Below are 24788 nucleotides of genomic sequence, written 5' to 3' on the forward strand. Positions count from 1 at the left end.
TTGACTTTGAGGAGTGGCTAGAATGGTTGCAGAAAAGGAAAGAGCATATATGGATTTAAAAGATGTATTTGAATATGCGTTTGACGAAATCTTTGTTACGGATGAGAAAGGGATTGTTGTACGTGTAAATAGTACATGTGAAAGGCACTATCAATTGTCCGCGAAAGAATTGATTGGGAAACATGTGAAAGATTTGCAAAAGGAAGGGATTTTCTATCCATCTGCAACATTAGAAGTCATTGAGAAGAAGAAACCAATTGAACTTGTTCAGACAACAAAATCAGGTGAGTATTTACATGTTCGTACAAGACCGGTGTTTGATGCAAAGGGAAATTTACGTAGAGTCATCAGTTATTCTCGTGATCTCACTGAACTTTATCAATTACGAAAAAAAGTAGAGGAGATGGATCATCAATTAAAGACATATAAAAGGGAATTACGAGAAACATATGAGCACGAAGGACTTATTTTTAAAAGTGTAGCTATGCAGAAAATAGTCGAAACAATCAAAAAAATATCCATGGTAGATAGTACAGTCCTCATTTTGGGTGAGACCGGTGTAGGAAAGAGTAGATTAGTACGTCATTTACATGAAATTAGCCATCGAAAAAATGAAGTGTTTTATGAAATGAACTGTGCGGCATTGCCAACAAATCTTATTGAATCAGAGCTATTTGGATATGCTGGAGGGTCTTTTACGGGTGCCAATCGTGAAGGGAAGAAAGGAATATTAGAACTCGCACATAAAGGAACGCTTTTTTTAGATGAAATAGGAGAAATACCGCTAGAAATGCAAGCGAAATTATTACAAGTGCTACAGGAAAAAACATTCCGCCCGGTAGGGGGTAGAGAATTAAAAAAGGTGGATGTTCGTATTGTAGCAGCTACGAATAGAAATTTAGCAGAAATGGTGAAACAAGGGACTTTTCGAAAAGACTTGTTTTACCGTCTAAATGTCATACCGATTCAAATTCCGCCCCTTCGTGAAAGAACAGAGGATATTTTGCCATTAGTTTATCATTATTTACAGCACTTTAATGAAAAGTATGGACGAGATGTGAAATTAGCCCCTAGTACATTACAAATGTTTGTAGGATATCCTTGGGAAGGGAATAATCGTGAAATTGAGAATGTAATTGAGCGGCTTGTTATTACTGCTGATGATATTGTTACGATAGAAGATTTACCAGTATCTATGCAAGAAGTAACGATTGAACAATCTGGTCAAAGTCTATACCAAATGTTGGAGGAAGTAGAGCGGAATATTATTTTAAAAGCATATAAAACATATGGATCAAGCTATAAAGTAGCAGAGTTTTTGAAAATAAGCCAATCGGCAGCTACTCGGAAAATTAAAAAGTTAATAGGAGGGGATTTCATAGTTGGGAGAGAAGAAACTTAAAAAGGTGTTATCACGTTTTGATGTTCTTTTCCTTGCGATCGGTGCAATGCTTGGATGGGGCTGGGTTGTTCTCTCGGGGGATTGGGTTACATCTGCTGGTTCAATGGGGGCTGTAATTGCCTTTATTATTGGAGGGTTACTTGTTATTTTCGTTGGATTAACATACGCTGAACTTGCTTCCGCGATGCCGGAAACAGGCGGTGGCTTATTGTATGTACGTAAGGCATTTGGAAAGAAGGCGGCTTTTGTTGCATCATGGGCAATCATACTAGGATATGTATCTGTCGTTACCTTTGAAGCTGTTGCATTACCGACAGTGGTAGATTATGTATTACCTCATTATCAAAGCATTTATTTATGGACGATTGCTGGTTGGGATGTATACTTGACATGGGCGATGATTGGAATGGGTGGTGCCCTGTTTATTACAATTATCAATTATTTTGGTGTGAAGACAGCAGCTGTGTTTCAAAGTATATTTACTCTCTTTATTGTAGTAACAGGAATTATGCTTGTTTTTGGCGCTGGTTTCAACGGCGATACAAAAAATTTAGAACCGTTTTTTATAGATGGTATAGGCGGAGTTATGACCGTTCTTATTATGGTTCCGTTTTTATTTGTTGGATTCGATGTAATCCCTCAAGTTGCTGAAGAAGTAAATCTTCCATTTAAAGAGATTGGGAAACTTTTAATTTTTTCTGTCATTTGTGCTGTGATTTTCTATCTTTTTATAGCATTAGGTGTATCAATGGCGTTAAATCAGAAAGCGCTTCTTCAAACAAAATTAGCAACAGCAGATACTATGGGAGCAGTGTTCGGTTCTAAAGTATTTGCGAATATCTTAATTTTTGGTGGCTTAGCTGGTATCATTACAAGTTGGAATGCTTTCATCATTGGAGGCAGCCGTGTATTATACGCAATGTCGAAAGAAGGAATGATACCGGCATGGTTTGGAAAAGTGCATCCAAAATATAACACCCCTTCTCATTCTATCATCTTTTTAGGGATGCTATCCTTTTTTGCACCATTACTAGGAAGACCGGCGCTTGTTTGGATTGTAGATGCAGGTGGACTTGGCATTGTTGTTTCTTACTTATTAGTCAGTCTATCCTTTTTCATATTACGCAAAAGAGCACCGAAGATGAAGCGACCATTTCAAGTAAAGAATGGAAGAGTAGTTGGAAGTATTGCAATTATATTAAGTATTGGCTTTATTGTATTATATATGCCAGGCATGCCAGCGGCGCTAATTTGGCCATATGAATGGTTAATGGTACTAGGTTGGGTAACTTTGGGAGGTTATTTCTTTATTAGAATGCTTCTCGGTAAGTATAAAAGAAACACTTTCAAACAGGAAAGTATAGAGGAGGAAGAGAATTTTGGATAAGAAAGCGACATATGTAAATTTAGATCAAAAAGCAATGTATATAAATGGTGAATGGATTCAATTAGAGGAACAAATTAAAATTCATAATCCAGCAACACAAGAGATATTTGCCACGGTTCCAAAAGGTGGAGTGACAGAGGCGAAGCAAGCCGTTGATGCTGCGCATGAAGCTTTTAAATCTTGGTCAAAATTAACAGCGGCTGAGCGTGCGGAGAAATTAAGAAAATGGTTTACGCTTATTGATGAAAATAAAGAAGAAATTGCTGCTATTATGACGAGAGAACAAGGAAAGCCATTTCTTGAGGCACTTGGAGAAGTAAATTATGCAAATAGCTTTGTAGAGTGGTATGCAGAAGAAGGAAAACGTGTATACGGTGAAATGATTCCAGCTTCTCATCCGAATAAACGTATTTTAGTAACGAAACAACCTGTTGGGGTTATTGCAGCTATTACACCATGGAACTTCCCAGCGGCAATGATTACAAGAAAAGTAGCACCAGCACTTGCAGCAGGCTGTACAGCAGTTGTAAAACCTGCTAGCCAAACCCCGTTAACAGCGCTGAAATTAGCGGAATTAGCACATGAAGCTAATATTCCAAAAGGTGTTTTAAACATTGTAACAGGTAGTGCCAAAGCGATTGCAGATGCTTGGATGGAAGATGGCCGCGTAAGAAAAGTTTCCTTTACAGGATCAACGGAAATTGGAAAAGAATTAATGTCTAGCGCTGCGAAAACGATGAAGAAAGTGTCACTTGAACTAGGAGGGCACGCTCCATTTATCGTGATGAATGATGCGGATTTAGATAAAGCTGTCGAAGCTGTAATTGGGTCGAAATTCCGTAATGCTGGGCAAACATGTATCTGTACAAACCGCGTTTTTGTACAGGAAGCGGTATATGAAGAATTTGTAGCGAAATTCAAAAAAGCAGTTGCACAGTTAAAAGTTGGAGATGGCTTTGGTGAAGGGACAACTGTAGGACCGCTTATCGATGCAAATGCAGTAGAAAAAGTACAAGAGCACATTGAAGATGCAGTGAAAAAAGGCGGCGAAATTTTATATGGAGGCCAAACGGTTACAGAATTAAATGGTCACTTTATTGAACCAACTGTTATTGGCGGTGCAAATGATACGATGCTATGCATGACAGAAGAGACATTTGGTCCAGTAGCGCCAGTTGCGAAGTTTAAAACGGTAGAAGAAGTGATTGAGCGTGCGAATAATACGCCATATGGTTTAGCGGCATATATATTTACAAAAGATATGAGTCAAGCATTCCAAATTAGTGAAGCATTAGAATATGGAATTATCGGTTTAAATGATGGCCTTCCATCTGTTGCACAAGCGCCGTTTGGTGGATTTAAAGAAAGCGGGATCGGTCGTGAAGGCGGTCACTTTGGAATTGAAGAGTATTTAGAAATTAAATATATTTCATTAGGATTATAATGCTAACAATCTTGTTTAGGAGAAGATAAAAATATATACTAGAATCTCTATAATCTAACAAAAAGATGAGGGATCTAGATGATATATTGGTTATTACTACTCGTAACAATTATATTTGAAGTCGCTGGAACGGTCGCAATGAAGTTATCAAATGGTTTAACGAAGTTTGTTCCAAGTGTATTCATCTTTGTATGTTATGGCATTTGTTTTAGCGTTTTTGCCATTGTTGTAAAAAAGATTCATTTAAGTATTGCTTACGCAATCTGGTCCGGTTTAGGCACATTATGTATTACAATCATTAGCTTTTGCTTTTTTAAAGAACATATTAGCTTGTTTCAAGCGTTTTGCATTCTGTTCATTGTATTAGGTGTAATCGGATTAAAGGTTTCATCAGCAACATAAAAGCTGTCTTCCGATTTTTGGAAGACAGCTTTTATGTTGTATTAAAACGCCCAATTCCCTTTACGGAAGATAGGCTCCTGTTTCCCATCAGCTGTAATACCATCGATATCAAGATCAGCTGAACCAATCATGAAGTCTTCGTGTGTAATGCTAGCATTTGCTCCGTTTGCTGCAAGCTCCTCTTTCGTCATTGTTTTTCCGCCCTCTAAGTTAAATGCATAAGCATTTCCAATTGCTAAATGACAAGAGGCATTTTCATCAAATAGTGTATTGTAGAATAGAATATTTGTATTTGAAATCGGTGAATCATGCGGCACTAAGGCAACTTCCCCTAAGAAATGAGAGCCTTCATCTGTTTCAATTAAATGTTTTAACGCTTCTTCGCCAACGTCTGCTTTATAGTCAACGATGCGACCATTTTCAAAAGTGAGTGTAAAGTTATCAATAATATTTCCGGAAAACACAAATGGTTTTGTGTTCGAAACATAGCCGTTCACACCTGTCTTTAATGGCATAGTAAAGACTTCTTCTGTTGGGATATTAGCCATAAACGGTACATTTTTTTCATTTAAGCTACCAGCGCCAGCCCAAATGTGTTTTTCTGGAAGTTCAATTGTTAAATCTGTTCCAGGGCCTGTGTAGTGAAGTGCTTTATAGTGTTTTTCATTTAAGTAGTCGACTTTTTTATGTAATGTTTCATCATGCTTTTTCCATGCTTCAACTGGGTTTTCAAGATTTGTACGAGTCGCTTGGAAAATAGCATCCCACAGCTTTGCTTCTTGTTGCTCGGGCGATACATCAGGGAATACTTTTGCAGCCCATTCTTTTGTAGGAACAGAGATGACGCACCAGCTTACTTTATCAGCTTGTACATAATCGCGATATACCTTCATCGCTTCTCCAGCAACTTTATGAGCAGTTGCAATTTTTGTTGCATCTACACCTTTTAATAAGTCAGGATTCTCTGCATAAATAGACATAAATGCCGCACCTTCTTTTGCTAATTCTTCACGTGCACGCGCTTTCCAAGCAGGAAATTCAGAGAACGCTTCATCTGGAGCTAAATCAAACTTTAAGCGTGTTAACACTTCATCATTCCAATCTACATATACATGCTTTGCACCAGATTTATATGCTTTTTCTGTAACGAGACGTACAAATGGAGCAGCTTCAAGTGGAGCATTAATCGATAACGTTTGACCAGGTTGAATGTTTACGCCAACATTTACTGCAAGTGCAGCATATTTCTCTAAGTTCTGTTCAAATGACATATATGTAATCTCCTTTATTCGAAATGTTTATTATATACATAATACAGGAAAAATTCAAAAATATAAATAGAATACATCTGTTATTGAGCTTTTATGTATACTTATTTAATAGACGCAGCAAATTGCTCTACCGTAGTTGTGTGGTGGACGCGAACACGTTTCATTTTTAACAATTCGTCCGCTTCACCTTTTGTAATGAATTGTCCTGGTTTAGTTGTTGTAGCAAACTGATAATATTTTTTCGTTTCTGCAACAACTTGATCATTTACATGTCCAAACGGATAGGCAATAGCGATCACAGGCTTTCCAGTAATCTTTTCAAGCTTTTCTTTCGATCCTTTTAATTCTTCTTCATAGTTTGTGATTTTTGGTAGGTCAGCATGTGTCGCTGTATGAGATTGGACAGAGAAAATACCAGAGTTCACCATCTCTTTTATTTCATCAGCTGATAAGGCACCTTCAACACCTACATTATCAACAATCATATATTCGGTTGCAGTCGGTTTAAAAGTAGCATCCTTTAATTGTTGCAGAATGCGGAATGCATTCATATTATTTTTCATCCCATCATCAAGTGTTACAAATATCGGTTTATTCACTTTATTAATCTCGTTCCATCGTTCAAATGTTAATAACGTATACCCGTTGTCTTTTAAATATTTCATTTGTGCTTCAAAGTTAGCAGGTGATACAAATAAGTCTTTAATTCCTTGACCGTGATAATCATCGATAGCATGATACATTAAGATAGGAACATGTTGCTGGAATGTAATGGTAGATGGTGTAAGAGGGATGCGTTTGCCGTCTTCTTTCACACCGAATGCTTCAATTTGATATTCACCGCGTTTTCCTTCAAACTCGTTTACATGAAAAGGAATTACAAATTGATTGTCTTTTTCTTTAGAAGCGAAAGGTTTTGCGCTCTCTTTCCCGTCTGCTGTTCGCCAAATTTTATATTGTACTTCTGTGAAAGAATCTTTTACATCTGTCACACGAATTGATGTATTCATAGATTCATATGTAATAGGATCAGAAACAATCTTTCCTTGCGGTTTTACAAGCTCGTCTTGTTTTTTTACTTGCTTTTGAACCTGTTTCTCTTGTTTTGGTTCATTACTTACATTGCTAGTGTTACAGCCCGCTAGAATAGCAGATGTGCATAAAGCAATAGCGATATATTTTTTCATAACGATCACCTTCTATTGTGTAGTATGTTGCCTATTTACATTGAAATACCCACCCCTATAAGAGTGGTGGGTTTATACCCTTGTTCATCATATCATTTGAGGAAAATTAGTGGTTGTGAATCGACCTACTTTTTCTTTTTTTATTGAAGGAAATGCTTACATAAGCTGCTACAAAAAGGACAGGTAGAATGAATACATACATTGGAATTCCTAATATATAGTAGCTTTTTAAACTGAAAAACAGTACATGTAAAAAATCAAAAAGAATATGAGCCTTCATTATAATCCCTCATCTCATTTTTACAAATTATAACATTTTGGGAAGGATAATAAATATTAGGAAATAAGAATTAAGCTAAATTTAAAGTAAGCGAAATCAAAAAGTCTCTATGATACGACTCGTATCATAGAGACTTTTTGTTAAATAAATAATCCAGCGATGGTAGCGGATAAAATAGAAGCAAGTGTTGATGCAAATAGCATTTTCCAACCAAATTTAGAAACAACACTTCCTTGTTTTTCAGAAAGAGCACGAATGGTACCAACGATTGCACCAATTTGGCTAATACTTGCGAAGCTAATTAAGAATACTGTAACGATTCCAATTGTACGTGGAGATAATGTTTTCGCAATTTCTTTTAAATCAAGAATTGCTACAAATTCATTTAAGGCGATTTTCGTTCCCATAATGCCGCCAGCTGGGATAATTTCATGAACTGGAATCCCCATTAGGAAAGCAAATGGGGCTAGAATATAACCAAAAATTTGTTGTAGTGTAATTGTATGTCCCATTGCACCTGAAGCGGAGGTAATTACGTAGTTTACAACTTCCATTACACCAATGAAGGCGATCATTAATGCAGCAACGATACCAGCTACTTTTAAGCCGTCTAATGCACCATTAATCATTGCACCAATGAAGCTATCACCAAATAAGCTTCGATCAAACTTTTGAACAGTTTCTTCTTCGCGTTTTGTATCAACGGGTGTTAATAAAGAACAAACAATTAAGCTTGAGAATAAGTTCAATGGAAGAGCAGCTAATACATATTTCGCATCTAGCATCATCACGTATGATGCGGTAACAGAAGCTGAAACAGAGCTCATCGCTGAACAACAAATGATGAACATACGGTTTTTATTAAAGTGTTTTAAGTCATTTTTAATTACGATTAAAGCTTCACTTGAACCGAAAAATACAGAATTTACGGCATGGAAGGACTCGACGCGTGGTAAACCAGTAACTTTTGAAATAGCACCACCTACAACGCGAACAATAAATGGTAAAACGCCTAAATAACTAAAAATAGAAAGTAGTGCCGAGAAAAAGACGATAATTAATAGTACGTTTAAGAAAAAGACAAAATCTCGTTGAATTCCATTAAAAAGAAAATCAACACCTGTTGTACCAAGTTTAATGAGTTTGTTGAAGACTTTACTAATTAAAATAATGATTTGTTGACCAACCTTTGTGGCAAACATAAACCAACCAATAAAAATTTGAAAAACAATCATAATAGCAATTGCACGAAAGTTAATTTTACTTTTGTTGTTTGATAAAGCAAAGCATAAACCTAACACGGCGAGGATGCCGATAATGCTTATTACATATTGCATGTAATTGCCCCTTTCACAAGTTCTTATAAAGTTTTTACATAAAACATTAGTTATATAACTAATAAATAAAGGATTAAAAAGTTTTATGTCATACGTAAGATGTCCGACCTGTTAAAAGTGAAAATAAAAAAAGACTCATAATAGATTCACTTTCATCTATGAGAGAAAGCTAATCAATATAAGTCTTCCTATAAGCTAATATTCATTAGTTTTCCCCATAGTCCGGCAATTATTGGTTGCCAGGTAGAAACTCTCGATCCATATTATCGAGGATATATGAGGTAACACCGTCCGTATTAAATTATTAGTAGCGTAACATTAATAGAGAAGTGTCGTCAATAGCTTTTTTTCTTCCAATAGAAAAAGACTATGTAAGTATGATAAAATGTAACGCAGTGTTATGAAAAAGAGAGGTCGGAAAATGAGTAATAAAATGACGCCACCAGTTGAAAAAAACGAGTTTATAGATGTAGTATTTGAAGATTTAACCCATGATGGTGCCGGTGTTGCGAAAGTGGACGGATATCCCATTTTCGTCAAAAACGGATTACCAGGTGAAAAAGCGCAAATTAAAATTATTAAAGTAAAAAAGAATTTCGCATTTGGCCGCTTAATGAAGCTTTACACAGAAAGTCCATATCGTAAAGAGGCAGAGTGCCCGGTTTACAACCAATGCGGTGGTTGCCAGCTTCAGCACGTAACGTATGAAGGACAGTTAGCAGCGAAGCAAAAGCAAGTACGTGATGTCATGCAGCGTATTGGAGGTCTTCATGACGTGCCAGTTCACCCTGTTCTCGGTATGGAAAATCCGTGGGTGTATCGCAACAAAGCACAAGTGCCAATTGGAGAACGTGAAGGCGGACTAGTAGCGGGTTTTTACCGTCAAGGGACGCATGATATTATCAATATGGAAACGTGCTTAATTCAAGCGGAAGAGAACGATACATTAATTCAAGAAGTGAAACGCATTTGTGAAACGCATGGCATTCGTGCGTACAATGAAGAACGTCATAAAGGCACACTTCGCCACGTAATGGCAAGATATGGACACGTAACAGGGGAAATTATGCTTGTTTTCATCACGCGCACGGCAGAACTTCCAAATAAAAAGGCGATAATCGAAGAAATTACAGCGAAATTCCCAAATGTAAAATCAATTGTTCAAAGCGTAAACACGAAACGTACAAATGTTATTTTTGGAGAGACAACAACAGTTCTATATGGATCAGAATATATTTATGACTTTATCGGTGATATTCAATTTGCGATTTCAGCGCGTTCGTTCTATCAAGTAAACCCAGAGCAAACGAAAGTGCTATACGATAAAGCATTAGAATATGCACAACTAGACGGAAATGAAACAGTTATTGATGCGTACTGCGGAATCGGATCCATTTCTCTATTCTTAGCGCAAAAAGCGAAAAAAGTATATGGCGTTGAAATTGTGCCAGAAGCAATCGAAGACGCAAAGCGAAACGCAGAACTCAACAACATGACAAATGCAGAATTTGCAGTTGGAGAAGCGGAAGTTGTCATTCCAAACTGGTACAAAGAAGGCGTAATCGCCGACACAATCGTCGTCGACCCTCCGCGCAAAGGTTGCGATGAAGCATTACTAAATACAATCATCGACATGAAACCAAAGCGCGTCGTATACGTATCATGTAACCCAGCAACACTTGCACGCGACTTAAAAGTACTAGAAGAAGGCGGGTATAAAACACAAGAAGTACAGCCTGTTGATATGTTCCCGCATACGACTCATGTGGAGTGTGTAGCTTGGCTTAAGTTGGTATAATAAAAAAGCAGTTGATATAGAAAAAATCTATACCATCTGCTTTTTGGTTTATAAATATTGCTGATTTTTACAAATAATAAATGTTCAAATGTACTGGTGTTTGATAATAAGCGATTGTAACATTTGACTTTAGACTTTTTTAATTGAGAGGATTTGAGTTTGACATGATAGATAATTTTTGGCGTGATTTACCACGACCATTTTTTGTACTTGCACCAATGGAAGATGTGACAGATGTTGTTTTTCGTCACGTAGTAAGTGAAGCCGGTCGACCGGATGTATTTTTCACGGAGTTTACAAACTCGGATAGCTATTGTCATCCAGAGGGTATGAAAAGTGTGCGTGGCCGTTTGATTTTTACAGAAGATGAACAGCCAATAGTGGCGCATATTTGGGGAGATAATCCCGAATATTTCCGTCAAATGAGTATTGGCATGGCAGAACTAGGGTTTAAAGGAATCGATATTAATATGGGCTGTCCTGTACCGAATGTAGCTTCGAGAGGAAAAGGTAGTGGCCTTATTCTGCGTCCAGACGTCGCAGCAGAACTTATTCAAGCAGCAAAAGCAGGCGGACTACCTGTCAGCGTAAAAACACGACTTGGCTTTAAGGAAGTAAATGAGTGGGAGGAGTGGTTAACGCATATTTTCAAACAGGATATTGCAAACCTTTCTATTCATTTACGTACAAGAGAAGAAATGAGCCAAGCGGCTGCTCATTGGGAGTTAATTCCAGAAATCAAAAAATTACGTGACCGTATCGCACCAAATACGCTCCTAACAATCAATGGAGACATTCCTGACCGTCAAACCGGGCTACAGCTTGCTGAAAAATACGGCATTGATGGTGTGATGATCGGGCGAGGTATTTTTAAAAATCCGTTTGCGTTTGAAAAAGAGCCAAGAGAACATAGCAGTAAAGAACACCTTGATCTTTTAAGACTACAGCTTGATCTTCAAGATCAATATGCGGAAGTACTACCACGTTCCATCACAGGACTTCATCGCTTTTTCAAAATTTATGTTAAAGGATTCCATGGAGCTGCTGAATTAAGAAATCAATTGATGAGCACGAAATCAACAGATGAAGTGCGTGCATTGCTTAATAAATTTGAACAGAGATGAAGGAATGAAAAAGCAGGGGCTTTCTAGCTCTTGCTTTTTGTCGTTATATGTCGCGAAATCGATATCCTTTGTCGAATAGTCGATAAGTTGTGTCTAAGCGCCGATATAATGAAAATATCGCCGATAAATAGGGGAGAAGCGCCGATATAATTTTATGTACTTGTCAGCTCGATCCTCTATGAATGTAGCAGAATTCTTTATCGTATATAATAAAAGTATCATTTCTCAATAGGAGCAAATAAATGAACGAACAATATTACGACGCAGTGTTAAATATAAAGACTGTAGGGGAGCAAAAAGGATTTAATAAGTCTATGCATTATCATCGCTATGAACCAACGCCATATAGTGGTTTAGATGAGTTATTGAATCAATACGAAATCAAAAGTAGTGATCGAGTTGTAGATTTTGGGTGCGGCAAAGGGCGATTGAACTTTTATATGCATCATAAGTGCGGTGCTTCGGCAGTTGGGATTGAAATGAATGAAGTGTTCTATAAAGAAGCAGTGGAAAATCGTGATCGTTATGCAAAAAAATCGAAAAATAGTAAGGATAAAATTGAGTTTCAATGTTGCTTAGCACAAGAATATAAGATTGACATGCGTGATAATCGTTTTTATTTTTTTAACCCGTTTTCGGTACAAGTGTTTATGAATGTTGTAAATAACATATTACTTTCGGTGGAGGAAGTAGAGAGAAGTGTAGATATTATTTTATATTATCCGTCCGAGGATTATATCTTTTTCCTAGAGAATCAGACAGCTTTTGAGCTGGAGACGGAAGTAAGGTTACCGGGAGCTTATGAGAAGAATGGGAATGAAAGGTTTTTAGTTTATAGATTAGCATGATAAAGAAAGCAGGTGCCAAAGGCACCTGCTTTTGTAAAAACTTGATTAGTTACGGATTAAGTAATCAAAAGCACCTAAAGCTGCAGTTGCTCCTGAACCCATAGAAATAATAATTTGTTTGTACGGATTATTTGTACAGTCACCTGCAGCAAACACTCCTGGTACGTTTGTAGCACCGTGTTTATCAATTACGATTTCACCGCGAACACGTTCAACAGTGTCTCCTAACCAGTCTGTGTTTGGTACAAGACCGATTTGAACGAATACACCTTGAAGTTCGATATGATGAACTTCTTCTGTTTCGCGATCGATGTAAGAAATGCCGTTTACTGTGTCGGTACCAGTAATTTCTTTTGTTTGAACATTTTTCAGAACAGTTACGTTAGGTAAGCTGTAAAGTCGTTCTTGCAGTACAGCATCAGCTTTTAATTCTGGCATGAATTCAAGAACAGTTACGTGTTTTACGATACCTGCTAAGTCGATTGCTGCTTCAATACCAGAGTTACCGCCGCCGATAACTGCTACGTGTTTTCCAGCAAATAGTGGACCGTCACAGTGAGGGCAGTATGCGACACCTTTGTTTTTGAACTCAGCTTCACCTGGTACGCCAACATTACGCCAGCGAGCACCTGTTGAAATGATTACACTCTTACTTTTTAGAACAGCACCATTTTCAAGTTCCACTTCAATAAGCTCTTTCTTCTCTAGGCGTTTTGCACGTTGTAATTTCATTACATCGATATCGTAATCTTTTACGTGCTCTTCAAGGCTTGCTACTAGCTTAGGACCTTCGGTGCGTTTTACGCTAATGAAGTTTTCGATACCTAGTGTATCCATTACTTGACCGCCAAAGCGTTCCGCAACGATACCTGTGCGGATGCCTTTACGTGCTGCATAAATTGCTGCACTCGCACCAGCTGGGCCACCGCCAACAACAAGAACATCGTATGGATCTTTATCAGAGAATTCTGATGCATCAGGACCGTTACCCATTTTAGCTAAAATTTCTTCAAGTGTCATACGACCGCTTCCGAAAGGTTCGCCATTTAAGTAAACAGTTGGTACTGCCATGATATCTTTGCTTTCTACTTCTTCTTTGAATGCAGCGCCGTCAATCATAGTATGTGTAATACCAGGATTTAGAACGCTCATTACGTTAAGAGCTTGAACAACATCAGGACAGTTGTGACAGCTTAAGCTGATATAAGATTCAAAATGATATTCACCTTGAATATTTTTTATTTGATCAATTACTTTTTGTTCAACTTTTGGAGCACGTCCACTTACTTGAAGTAATGCTAACACTAATGAAGTAAATTCGTGTCCTAAAGGAATACCAGCGAACGTTATGCCAGTTTCTTCGCCGATACGATTCACACTAAAGCTTGGTGTTCTCTCAAGTTGCGCTTTTTCGACTTTAATCTTAGATGACATAGCAGTTAATTCATCAACTAGAGCTAACATATCTTTAGAAACATCATCGTCTCCTGTGCTAACTTTAAGTAAGATGTCGCTTTCCATTAGTTGAAGGTATTGGGATAGTTGTGCTTTTATATCTGCATCTAGTATCATTTTGATCGCTCTCCTTAGATTTTACCTACAAGGTCAAGGCTTGGTTTAAGTGTTTTAGCTCCTTCTTTCCATTTCGCTGGGCAAACTTCGCCTGGGTTGTTACGAACGTATTGTGCTGCTTTAATTTTGTTAATAAGGATGCTTGCATCGCGACCAATACCGTCAGCATTGATTTCTACAGATTGGATAATGCCATCTGGATCGATGATGAATGTAGCGCGAGCTGCAAGTCCTTCTTCTTCCACTAACACGTCGAAGTTGCTAGTGATTGTGCGAGTTGGGTCACCAATCATAATGTATTCGATTTTACCAATCGTTTCTGAGCTATCATGCCATGCTTTATGTGTGAAGTGAGTATCTGTAGATACAGAGTATACTTCAACACCTAGTTCTTTAAGAGCTGCATATTGATTTTGTAAGTCTTCAAGTTCAGTTGGGCAAACGAATGTGAAGTCTGCTGGGTAGAAGCAAACTACACTCCATTTTCCTTTTAAACTTTCGTCAGTAACTTGGATGAATTCTCCATTATGATAAGCATTTGCTTTAAATGGTTTTACTTCTGTGCCGATTAATAACATATCACATTTCCTCCTAATTATAAGTTTTGAGCAACATAAACTAGTGTGCTCAGAAAATAAAGTTCTTAATTAACGATAATAATTCTAATTCGATATTAATTATCATATAAAATCTGTTATTTTGTCAAGAGAAATGTATAACTTTATTGAAATTAATTATCAATTACTTTTGGAATATAAAGTTCTTTCTCTTAACGTAACTATGCTAGTAGTAAAATGGAATGTTTCTGTTAACTTTATTATAGTAAAAAGAATGAAAAATAACCTTAATTAGAATTTGAATATTGTTTGAAATTTCACGCCATTTTTGTATGACGGAAGATTTATATAATCGTGCTATTTTGCGAACGTTTCCTGACCTTACAGAAGATATAACGATTTTTATGGCAAATACGCTATTGTTAACATCTGATATGGTTATGAATCATAAAAATAAGAAAGAACTTGTCAAACGTTATATGAATCCTGAGCCATTTACCGATTATCATAAACGTAATGAACTTATTTTATATGTAATTGATAAAGCTTTTATTTCAAGTAAAGTATTGAGTTTTTTATAATAAATAAATTATTTATAAAGATATATAGATTTAATAATGTGATATAGAGTATTTTAGTAATTACGAACGAAATAAAGTTTATAGATGATGAGGAGGAAGTTTTGTTTAAAAAATGCTTATTTATATTTTTGTTTATAATAATTTCGATAGGAGGCTATATAGCGTATAATCATTATTTTTATCATGATAAGAGTTCGAAAGTTAGTAGAGAGAGTCAAAAGATTATAAGTATTATTTCTAACGCTACCGATGAAATTGCAAAAGGTGTTCCTGTTCGGAGTGAACGAGGAACAATTTCTAGAAAAGATCATGCATTCATTTTAAGTTTTTTTCGAAATTATGAAAAATTGTTATCGGATGAGATTGATCCTAAAAAACATGGATATACAGAGTCTGAGCAACAGTTGGTCAGGTATACAATAAAACTTTTTACAACATATAATATAATGAACCAGCAGTTTATTCTTGGGGATATGTCGTTTGCTTCTACAATTATGAAAAATCTCTATGAAGACTTAGATAAGGCTCCTATGTATTTATATCTTGAATCTCAAGGTGAGCTGAAAAAGGAACAAAAGAAACAAGAGGAGCAGATCACATCAGTTGAAAAGGGGCAGAAGAAAGAAAACTTCTCAGAAAATAAATATAAAATAGAGGAGTCTACTAAGGAACAAGTGTCAGAAGATGAAATTCGAGATTTTATGGAGAAATATGCAGATGCTGGTATGAAAGCAATTAGGGAAAATGACTTCTCGTACATAAAGAGTTTTTTAGATCCGAAAGGAAAAGCGTACCGAGAAAGTCAAAAATATATTAAATATATAAATGATAAAAATATCTCAGAGACGTTGCTACCCTATCAAGTGAATAGTATTAAATTAATTAATAAAGCAGAATATGTCGTAACTGCTTATGAAGAATATGGAATTACATATGGTGATGGGACAACTAAAATTAAAAGCTTTAACAATACGTATAAAATCAAAGTATTAGAAAATGGAAGGTTGGCAATGAATGAGCTTTTGACGAAACATTAATGGAAGGTAGAGTATATAAAAGGGAAACTATATTCATAACAAATTCGAATTTGTTAGATTTATGACGAAATAAAAATAGTAAGTACGTCAGCTTCTAAATTCCAAATAAATACAAAACAAGGAGTGCAGAACGTGTTAGAAATCGCTTTTCGTGAAGGGAAGCTGGAACCATTTGAATTAAGCGTAATGGGAAAAGATATATCTGCAGTGAAAAAAAGAATTTGGAGCACCTGATGTTTGGCAAGAGGCAGGATGTACAGAATGTGATGCTCCTAATACTGCCGTGCATGGAGGTTATAATCTTAATATGTTTCCGTCAAAAGTTCGAACAGTTTGGATAGCACCTTATATTTCGGTAAGAGAGTTAAAAGAATGGTTTGGTGAACCAGATGATACTGATAGCGGCATAGAATATGAATAACGAGGCACTCGTTTATAATCGCGAAGGTTATTCGATTTATTGTAGCTTTTCTGATACTCTTGTTGAACGTATTGCTGTTTATAAGCATGAATAAAGAAGAAGCCATAACCTTATCTATTTTATAAGTTTCTAAAGGATAGAAGAAATCCCCCAAGAACACTCTATTCTTAGGGGATTTCTATGTAATTTACTTTGGACTTTTTAATAGTAAATACATAAAGTAAGGAGCACCAATTAAAGCAACAACGATACCGGCAGGAATCCCGCTAGGTTCGACGATATGGCGACCGATTGTATCAGCTAATAACAGAAGCCATCCTCCAATTAAAATGGCTACGGGGACAAACATTTGATGTCTAGGCCCTACTAATGATTTTGCAATATGCGGAGCCATAAGACCGATAAAGGCAATGCCTCCTGTAACTGAAACGGCAGCGGCAGCCAATGCCACAGCTGCTAGGAGAAGAGAGCGGCGTTCTTTTTCGAGTTCGATTCCAACGCCAATTGCGACGGGTTCGTTTAAGGCTAAGATATTGAGACGATTTGCTTTATATAAGATGAATGGGATCAGTATAGCTAGCCATGGAAGAATTGCTAAGACGAAGACCCAATCATCTCCCCATATGTTTCCGGCAATCCACTTTGCAATAAAGTCTACCTTTACACGCTCAGCAGATGAAATAATGACGATCATTGTTCCTGAGAGCGCAAATGAAAATCCAATCCCTGTTAATGTTAAGTGAATCGGCTGAAGACCAGTCGTTTTTCTATAAGAAAAAATATAAATAAGACAAGCTGTCAAAAAAGCCCCGATAAATCCAACAACTGGAAGTAAGTAGATAAAAGAACCTGCATCGATAGGAAAATATAAAAAGAAAATCGCAATTGCAACGCCTGCACCCGAGTTAATCCCAATAATTCCTGGTTCCGCTAAATCATTTCGGGTAATTCCTTGTAGTATAGCTCCAGATAGAGAAAGTGCCATTCCGGCTAATAACGTAATCGTAATTCTAGGTAACCGAAGGGAGAATAGAACAAATTCCTCTTTAAAGGTTCCTTTTCCAAACAATGTTGGAAGTAGTCTATCATAGGAAAGAGAAGCTGCTCCAAGTCCCATACTAATTGTAATCGTCGTGATAATAAGAATGAGTAAGGCAAGTATAATAAGGCGTTGCTTTCTTAGCATAGGTTGAATCATGAGAATGTTTGGCCTCCTTTACGTACAATGAACAAGAAGAATGGCAGCCCAACAATAGCAACAATGGCAACAAGTGGCGTTTCATATGGAGCATTCATTGTACGACCAATTGTATCTGCAAGTAGCATAAAAGAAGCCCCGGCAAGTGCGGACATCGGAATGACAAATCGATAGTCCGGTCCAACGAGTGGGCGTACCATATGAGGTACCATAAGACCGATGAATGCCATATTGCCAACGAGTGCAACGGAAGCCCCGGCAAGTAAAATGATGATAATAAACAGGATTATTTTAATTACAATAATTTTTTGGCCGAGTCCAATTGCGACTTCCTCACTTAGACTGAGGACTGTTAACTTTTTTGAAAATAAGATGGCAATAAGTACGTTGATTGAAATGACGGGAATAATGAGCTGCAATTGACCCCACGTTGTTCCAATTACGCCTCCAGCTGTCCACATTGATACGTCTTGAGAAATCTTAAAATAAATTCCAATCCCTTCTGAAACTGCAATTAAAAATGCGGACACTGCTGCACCAGCAAGTACGATTCGAAACGGAGAAAGTCCGCCCTGTTTCATCATTCCGATTCCAAAAACCATAATGGCACCGATTGATGCTCCGATAAAACAAGCAATCATGATATAAAAATAGTTTGCAGAAGGAATAAATGCGATTGTAATGGCAAGAGCTGCATTAGCACCACCTGTTAGTCCAAGGAGACCTGGATCAGCAAGGGGATTTCGAGTTAACCCTTGCATAATGGCGCCTGAAACCGCGAGTCCAGCCCCGACAAAAATAGCAGCAACTTCACGTGGTAAACGTATTTCGCGAATAATAGATATTTTATCTCCTTTAGCGGAGGAAGTAAGAGCTAACCAGACATCTTTTATCGTTGTATCTGCAGCACCGAATACCATTGAAGCCATAAAAATAAGAAGAAAGACAATGATTCCTAATATAAATTTGTATATAAAGGAGGTGGAACGTAGAGTGTTTTTTGTCATTAGTTTCACATCTTTTCTTTTCATAGAATAAAGGAAGAGGAATTCTTATTGTAAGAATTCCTCATTGTTGTATTATTGACCCAGAAAACTTTTTTTGAAGAAATCTAATTGGAAATCTAATGTCAGTGGATCATTAAAGTAGAATTCCATCATATTGACTTCATATGCTCTATTGTTTTTTACAGCTGGAATGTTTTTATAGGATTCTGTTTCTTGGAATGAATTATCAGCATCTTTATTTTTACTTACGATTAAGTAATCTCCAGCATACTCAGGAAGAACCTCAGTAGATAAAGCGTAATAGCCTGGTTTTAATGCTTTTTCTTTTACTTTTTCAGGCATTTTTAGTTTCATTTCTTGGTATAGAATTTCTGTTCCACGGCCCCAGTTCTCGCCGTACACATAAATTTGTTTATTGAAGTTTTCGATAACAGAAACGGTTGCGTCTTCTCCGATTTTTGCTTTAATTTCTTTACCAGCTGCTTGAGCACGTTTTTTGAAATCATCAACCCAAGCTTTTGCTTCCTTTTCTTTATTTAATAATTTACCAATTTCAATATGTTGTGTTAAGTAATCAACTTTTCCATAAGTATATGTTACAGTAGGAGCGATTTTCTTTAACTTATCAACATTTTTAATATTTGATAAACCAATGATTAAATCAGGATTTAGTTCAGCAATTTTTTCAACATTTTCATCTGATACTTCAGCAACATCTTTAAGTTTGCTATCAAAACGTGGGTTTTGTTTAGACCATGAATCTACCCCGACAAGATTTACGCCTAATGACATTACGTTACCAGCGAATGATGACAAAACAACAACGCGTTTCGGATTTGCAGGAACTTCAACCTTACCATTTTCAGATTGGTATGTAATTGTTTCAGACTTTCTTTCTTTTGCTTCGTTCTTCTTATTTGATGAGCTGTTGCTACAAGCGCTCATAATTAGAACGAATAAAACTGTTAATGAAATAAATAATTTCTTCATGTTATATTCTCCTTATGAAAATTTTAGTGATATATGTTAGTACGAAATAAAGAATGGCTAAAATAATTTCAAAATTAACAATCCTTTACATATTGATAATGATTATCAATATTGATTCTGTAAATAATATAATTTCATCTCCTTACCTTGTCAATAGTAATTTTGATTGTAAATCTAATAGAAACAAGTTATATTTTATTGAGAATGATAATCATTTGATTATAACTGAGGAGTGAATACGAATGAATAAAGAAGAATTATTTGATGTAACTGTAATTGGTGGGGGACCTGCAGGGCTTTATTCAGCGTTTTATAGTGGATTACGAGAAATGAAAACAAAAATAATTGAATTTCAGCCACATTTAGGCGGGAAAATACATGTTTACCCTGAAAAAATGATTTGGGATATTGGAGGATTGCCACCAATTACAGGGGCAAAATTAATTGAACAACTTGTAGAACAAGGATTAACATTCCAGCCGGAAGTAGTCTTAAATGAGAAAGTAGAATCGATTACTCGCGACGAATATGGAACGTTTCTATTAACAACTTCTTCTGGGCAACAACATTTTTCGAAGACTGTTATTATAGCGACAGGAAGCGGAATATTGAAACCACAAAAATTAGCAATTGAAGGTGCTGAAAGATTTGAAGTATCAAATTTAAATTATACAGTAAAATCTTTGAAGCATTTTAAGGATAAAACAGTTATTGTTTCAGGTGGAGGGAACTCAGCGATTGATTGGGCAAATGAACTGGAACCGCTTGCGAAAAAGGTATATGTAACATATAGGAAAGAGGCGTTATCTGGCCATGAAGCACAGATTACACAATTGCTGAACAGCTCGGTTACTTGCTTGCTCAATACATCTATTACAAAACTAATTGCAGGAGAAAATCATGAAGCAATTGAACGTGTGGAATTGACGAATCATGAAACCGGAGAAATTTCCTATTTATCAATTGATGAAGTGATCATCAATCACGGTTATGAACGTGATATGACATTATTAGAGAATAGCGAATTGAACATTGAAATGATTGATAATTATTTCATTGCGGGAAATGCAAACAGTGAATCTTCTATACCGGGTCTATATGCTGCTGGAGACATTTTAAAACATGATGGGAAGTTGCACTTAATCGCAGGGGCATTCCATGATGCCGGTAATGCTGTTAATAAAGCGAAACAGTTTATCCAGCCAGATGCAAGTGAATATGGAATGGTCTCCTCACATAATGATGTGTTTAAAAAACGCAATCGAGAATTAATGAAGCAAATGATAGAATAAATGGCTTTATGAGTAAGGAAAGACAGTGAATAGGAAATTATTTACAATTTTTGTTTTTGAAGAAAAGTAAAGATTTTTAGTGTATCATGGAAAGTATGAGCAATAATAATAATCTAGAAAAATATAAAACACCCAACTACGAACCCACTTTTACACAGAAAGGGGAAGTAATTTGGGTGTTTTCCTATTTGCTAGCATAACTATGACACCGGTTTCATAAATTCACGTCGTATAATGCTATTTGAAAAAGACAAGAAGACGTGTAACTTGTGAATCTTTCTAGTGTATATATAGTTTGAGCTTATGTTTGCTTGAAAATACGAAATCATGCAGTCCCTTGTGCTTGTTGATCAGGGAATTTCCAGTTTTGTACAGATGAAATATATTGTTTTCCATGCTTTCTAGCTATAGATTCTAATATGTGACGAACACGTTTAGTTAAGTGACCTTGTTTTTGTAATGCTTCGCAATATGCATCATAGAAGGCATATTTAGCCCAAAGAAAATCACTTTGTTGGAATAAGAAATGGTTTTTATACCAATCTCCAATGGTTTGATATGTCTTATTTTTATCAGTCATTTTTGCTTGTTCCATAATTCGTTTCGGTAAAGTTTTAGATAGATAAGAACTTGTCTGTTCTGTTTCGGCGCGTAATGATTGCTCTAACATAGTAATGATGTGACGAGTAGCCATATGTTAACTCTCCTTTGTATCAATGGGTAATACCATCTATATTTGTAAAAAAGCTTACTTATATTATTATACAGTATATGGAATGCATCTACCTGCTTTTTACTACGCATTTACTAAATCTTTTTAAATTATTTACAAAAGTATCCTATAATAAAGTAAGATAAATGATATATATGAAAAATAAATAAAGGAATGAAAAAAATGTATATAACAATAGAAGAGGCTGCTGAATATTTAAACCTTCCGAAGCCATATATTGAAGAATTAGTTCGGCAAAAGCGTGTCCGTGCTGTATATGATGGGGAACAGTACTTGTTAAATAAAGAGCAGTTTAATACACATTTAGAGCAAATGGAAAAATATAAACAATTAATCGAAGAAATATTAAACGAACCAATTCCTGAAGATATGGATGTGAAAGACGAAGATTAAAATGAATAGTAAATGCTATTTAAAATTCTGTTTGAAGGTATGAAAACAGAATTTTTTTTGAAATGATGAGCATGATTCATGTTGATTTACTGCCTGGATTCGTTAACGAAAACCGAGGGAGTCTAGCATCTCAAAATAGCATAGTGTGGTTGCGGTGTTTTACCCTGTTCAGTGAGAACGGGAACCATTTTATATACAGACGGTCTGTTGTATAATCAAATAAAGTGGATGTAGTGTAATAATAAAGAGGTTATTTAAAGGGAAGCGATTGTTCTGAAAGCAATTTCATCATTATAATGTAAAGGGTTAGTAAATATAATGAGGTTTGGGGACAAATTAAGAGGAGTATTTACTATGAACAAATTGAAAAGCTTGATTCAAGAGGAAAAAGAAGCTTTAAAAGTATTTTTATTATTATTCTATATTATATTCTTTTTATATGACATTATATATTATTTTGTATATCCTACAATGAATATAAATGAGACGAAGGTAGGATGGCCTGAAGGTGGGCTAGGAATTGGCGTACATATCTTTGTTATTTTATTATTTCCTATTTCTGTATATTTACAAAGGCGTGGACATACATATTTTATAAAGTATTTATTTCTAATCGGGTATATGGCTGTAGACTTTATTAATAACTTAATGATTTATTTGAAAACAGATCGGGGATTTGACAACGGAAATATGGTTGAAATATTTTTCGTTTTATTCGCGCCAGTATTTGTGAATAAAAGATATTTTTATTTAGTTTCTGCACTCGTAATTGGAAAATATACATTTTTTTGTTTGTTTTTACAAGATGGGAAAGTTATTATTCCGCTCGTTTTATGTATTTTTTTCTGTTTGATTTCACATTCTTTACTAAAAAGATTTCAATCGTATGTTAGAACTGTATTAGAAATCTTGAGTCGAGTGAAGCAGACAGAAAATTTAGCTTTAATCGGAACGATGTCTACAACAATTGCACATGAAATCCGCAATCCTTTAACAGCTTTAAAAGGTTTTACTCAAATTCAAAAAGAGCGGAATCCAGATGAAGCAATAAGTTACGAGATTATGTTAAAGGAAATTGAACGAATTAACGAATTTGTGAATGAGTTAATGCTATTAGGAAAGCCGAAATCAAAAGAATATACGTGTTGTAATATACAAGACATTTTAATATATGTTGTTCGATTAATGGAAAGTTATGCAGACCAATATCATGTGAAGATTCATATGCAATTAAATAGTGAATTACCAAAGGTCAATGGAGATGAAAAACAACTAAAACAAGTACTGTTGAATATTGTTAAAAATGGGATTGAGTCCATGAAGGAGGGCGGGAATCTTAAAATTTCTGCTCAGGAAAACATGAAAGGTAAGTTATCCCTGTTTATTGAGGATCAGGGGTGCGGGATAAATGAGGAAGAAATGAAAAAGCTCGGTAAAGCATTTTATACAACAAAAGAAAATGGAACGGGTCTTGGATTAATCATTACACATAAGATTATTCAGGAGCATCAAGGAAGTATGAATATAAAGAGTAGCATTGGTGCAGGTACAAAGGTAGAACTAACGTTACCAACAGTATAAAAAGCATTTATATTGTGCTTTATGAATTGTTTCTAGAAATTGTATGATAATTTTATAGATGACATAGCAGATATCTTTAGGACAAGAGCACTTTTCTGAAAAGTGCTCTTGTTGTGTAAATATAAACATTTTATAAAATGTATTAGGGTACTTTTTTTTATAAAATACTTCGTTTATAATGAAGGAAAATATCGACATGGGCTTTATATTTCTGTAATAGTTTCTTGGTTTGTTAAGGGATGCGCACGCATCTTTTTTCTATGCAGATTGGATGAAAGAGGTGGTATGATGGAATTAACATTAAATTCGACTGTATGCTTACACACAATTCAATTTCGAAAAGAGCAAAAGAATTATATTGTAAAGGATACAATTACAGGAGAAAAATATGAAATGCCGCCACTTTGTATCGATGCACTTGCAATGATGCGTGACGGATTTTTATTAGGAGAAATTGAAGAGAAATTAAAGGAAGAATATCCAAATGAAGAAGTAAACATTCTTGCATTTACGAGGCAACTGTTAGAACTAGAACTAATTGAAATGGTGGATGGAGAAGAAATTGCTTGTACAAAAAAGAAGGATCGAGATTATTTAGCTTGGATTCGTCCGAGAATTGAACAGATTGTTATGAATTTAAATAGAAAATATCGAAGCAAAGGTCAAAGGTGACCTTTGCTTTTTTAGTAGTATGAGAAAATAAAGCGATAAAGAGCCACTTTTCTTTTCTGTCTAATTTATCCACAATAGGCGAGAATACTCCCACCTCAAGGAATGTGAAGGGCGTAGCCCAATGAGTAGGTGGGAGATGAATCGCCTTCGGATAGGGCGTGGTTTGTGCCACGTTAACGATCCGACACACGTAAACCTTTGCGGATAAGTTCATAAACTGCACCCGCAAAACTTGAGATATAGTTTTCCTTTTGATACTTTTCGATTTCTGCTA

At 35.8% G+C, this 24788-nt stretch carries 21 protein-coding genes, 1 pseudogene and 1 riboswitch; of the genes and pseudogenes, 13 read left to right on the forward strand and 9 right to left on the reverse strand.

The window, feature by feature from the left end; genetic code table 11:
- Positions 1–22 precede the first annotated feature (22 nt).
- From MR056_RS16205 to MR056_RS16220, 4 genes are all read left to right on the forward strand, one after another.
- Complete coding sequence (locus MR056_RS16205; RefSeq protein WP_011983425.1) at positions 23–1402, forward strand: sigma-54 interaction domain-containing protein; 1380 nt, start codon at positions 23–25, stop codon at positions 1400–1402.
- Positions 1383–2789, forward strand: a complete 1407-nt coding sequence (locus MR056_RS16210; protein ID WP_087097593.1) for an APC family permease — start codon at positions 1383–1385, stop codon at positions 2787–2789. Before MR056_RS16205 ends, MR056_RS16210 begins: the two co-directional genes overlap by 20 nt.
- Positions 2782–4233: an NAD-dependent succinate-semialdehyde dehydrogenase gene (locus MR056_RS16215; protein WP_011983427.1), complete on the forward strand. Its 1452-nt coding sequence runs from the start codon at positions 2782–2784 to the stop codon at positions 4231–4233. Before MR056_RS16210 ends, MR056_RS16215 begins: the two co-directional genes overlap by 8 nt.
- A gap of 78 nt (positions 4234–4311) precedes the next feature.
- Positions 4312–4635, forward strand: a complete 324-nt coding sequence (locus MR056_RS16220) for a DMT family transporter (protein WP_011983428.1) — start codon at positions 4312–4314, stop codon at positions 4633–4635.
- A gap of 41 nt (positions 4636–4676) precedes the next feature.
- Here MR056_RS16220 and MR056_RS16225 read toward each other — a convergent pair whose 3' ends face one another.
- The 3 genes from MR056_RS16225 to MR056_RS16235 all read right to left on the reverse strand — a co-directional run bounded on the left by MR056_RS16225 (position 4677) and on the right by MR056_RS16235 (position 8710).
- A complete protein-coding gene (locus MR056_RS16225; protein WP_242136586.1) occupies positions 4677–5906 on the reverse strand; it encodes an aminopeptidase in 1230 nt (409 codons plus the stop codon).
- A 101-nt stretch (positions 5907–6007) separates the two neighbouring features.
- Entirely contained in the window at positions 6008–7093 is a 1086-nt protein-coding gene (locus tag MR056_RS16230) for a polysaccharide deacetylase family protein (protein ID WP_011983430.1), read from the reverse strand.
- Positions 7094–7513: 420 nt separating this feature from the next.
- Positions 7514–8710 carry a NupC/NupG family nucleoside CNT transporter gene (locus MR056_RS16235; protein WP_011983431.1) on the reverse strand — a complete coding sequence of 399 codons (1197 nt, stop codon included), beginning with the start codon at positions 8708–8710 and terminating at the stop codon, positions 7514–7516.
- A gap of 198 nt (positions 8711–8908) precedes the next feature.
- Positions 8909–9010, reverse strand: a riboswitch (purine riboswitch).
- A 121-nt stretch (positions 9011–9131) separates the two neighbouring features.
- On the opposite strand from MR056_RS16235, the gene rlmD reads away from it, so the two are divergent.
- From rlmD to MR056_RS16250, 3 genes are all read left to right on the forward strand, one after another.
- Complete coding sequence (gene rlmD / locus MR056_RS16240) at positions 9132–10508, forward strand: 23S rRNA (uracil(1939)-C(5))-methyltransferase RlmD (RefSeq protein WP_087097597.1); 1377 nt, start codon at positions 9132–9134, stop codon at positions 10506–10508.
- A gap of 164 nt (positions 10509–10672) precedes the next feature.
- A complete protein-coding gene (locus MR056_RS16245; protein WP_087097599.1) occupies positions 10673–11632 on the forward strand; it encodes a tRNA dihydrouridine synthase in 960 nt (319 codons plus the stop codon).
- 242 nt (positions 11633–11874) lie between these two features.
- Positions 11875–12480 (forward strand): SAM-dependent methyltransferase, encoded by a 606-nt coding sequence (locus tag MR056_RS16250; protein WP_048724286.1) that lies wholly within the window; start codon positions 11875–11877, stop codon positions 12478–12480.
- A gap of 45 nt (positions 12481–12525) precedes the next feature.
- Here MR056_RS16250 and ahpF read toward each other — a convergent pair whose 3' ends face one another.
- Together ahpF and ahpC are read right to left on the reverse strand one after the other, a co-directional pair.
- Positions 12526–14052, reverse strand: coding sequence for an alkyl hydroperoxide reductase subunit F (gene ahpF, locus MR056_RS16255; RefSeq protein WP_011983435.1), 1527 nt, complete (start codon positions 14050–14052; stop codon positions 12526–12528).
- A 14-nt stretch (positions 14053–14066) separates the two neighbouring features.
- Entirely contained in the window at positions 14067–14630 is a 564-nt protein-coding gene (ahpC, locus tag MR056_RS16260) for an alkyl hydroperoxide reductase subunit C (RefSeq protein ID WP_011983436.1), read from the reverse strand.
- 308 nt (positions 14631–14938) lie between these two features.
- Here ahpC and MR056_RS16265 point away from each other — a divergent pair.
- Positions 14939–15181 (forward strand): annotated as a pseudogene (locus MR056_RS16265) (S-methyl-5-thioribose kinase); the annotation flags it as partial.
- Positions 15182–15291: 110 nt separating this feature from the next.
- On the forward strand, positions 15292–16227 hold the full coding sequence (locus tag MR056_RS16270) for a TcaA NTF2-like domain-containing protein (protein WP_048724283.1): 936 nt from the start codon (positions 15292–15294) through the stop codon (positions 16225–16227).
- A 608-nt stretch (positions 16228–16835) separates the two neighbouring features.
- Here MR056_RS16270 and MR056_RS16275 read toward each other — a convergent pair.
- The 3 genes from MR056_RS16275 to MR056_RS16285 are packed head-to-tail and all read right to left on the reverse strand — an operon-like array spanning position 16836 to position 19843.
- A complete protein-coding gene (locus tag MR056_RS16275) occupies positions 16836–17846 on the reverse strand; it encodes a FecCD family ABC transporter permease (protein ID WP_048724282.1) in 1011 nt (336 codons plus the stop codon).
- Positions 17843–18877 (reverse strand): FecCD family ABC transporter permease, encoded by a 1035-nt coding sequence (locus MR056_RS16280; RefSeq protein ID WP_048724280.1) that lies wholly within the window; start codon positions 18875–18877, stop codon positions 17843–17845. Before MR056_RS16280 ends, MR056_RS16275 begins: the two co-directional genes overlap by 4 nt.
- 48 nt (positions 18878–18925) lie before the next feature.
- Positions 18926–19843, reverse strand: a complete 918-nt coding sequence (locus MR056_RS16285) for an iron-hydroxamate ABC transporter substrate-binding protein (protein WP_048724279.1) — start codon at positions 19841–19843, stop codon at positions 18926–18928.
- A gap of 242 nt (positions 19844–20085) precedes the next feature.
- Here MR056_RS16285 and MR056_RS16290 point away from each other — a divergent pair, with 242 nt between their 5' ends.
- Positions 20086–21135, forward strand: a complete 1050-nt coding sequence (locus MR056_RS16290; protein WP_011983450.1) for an NAD(P)/FAD-dependent oxidoreductase — start codon at positions 20086–20088, stop codon at positions 21133–21135.
- A gap of 325 nt (positions 21136–21460) precedes the next feature.
- Here the strand turns inward: MR056_RS16290 and MR056_RS16295 are convergent, their stop codons facing one another.
- Complete coding sequence (locus tag MR056_RS16295) at positions 21461–21829, reverse strand: hypothetical protein (RefSeq protein WP_011983451.1); 369 nt, start codon at positions 21827–21829, stop codon at positions 21461–21463.
- A 201-nt stretch (positions 21830–22030) separates the two neighbouring features.
- Here MR056_RS16295 and MR056_RS16300 point away from each other — a divergent pair, with 201 nt between their 5' ends.
- From MR056_RS16300 to MR056_RS16310, 3 genes are all read left to right on the forward strand, one after another.
- Positions 22031–22261: a helix-turn-helix domain-containing protein gene (locus tag MR056_RS16300; RefSeq protein WP_048724277.1), complete on the forward strand. Its 231-nt coding sequence runs from the start codon at positions 22031–22033 to the stop codon at positions 22259–22261.
- Positions 22262–22615: 354 nt separating this feature from the next.
- Positions 22616–23842 (forward strand): ATP-binding protein, encoded by a 1227-nt coding sequence (locus MR056_RS16305; RefSeq protein WP_087097603.1) that lies wholly within the window; start codon positions 22616–22618, stop codon positions 23840–23842.
- Positions 23843–24127: 285 nt separating this feature from the next.
- Positions 24128–24514 carry a hypothetical protein gene (locus MR056_RS16310; protein WP_140388378.1) on the forward strand — a complete coding sequence of 129 codons (387 nt, stop codon included), beginning with the start codon at positions 24128–24130 and terminating at the stop codon, positions 24512–24514.
- Positions 24515–24788 lie beyond the last annotated feature (274 nt).

The sequence above is a fragment of the Bacillus cereus group sp. BfR-BA-01360 genome (assembly GCF_022663595.1).
GTDB lineage: Bacteria > Bacillota > Bacilli > Bacillales > Bacillaceae_G > Bacillus_A > Bacillus_A cytotoxicus.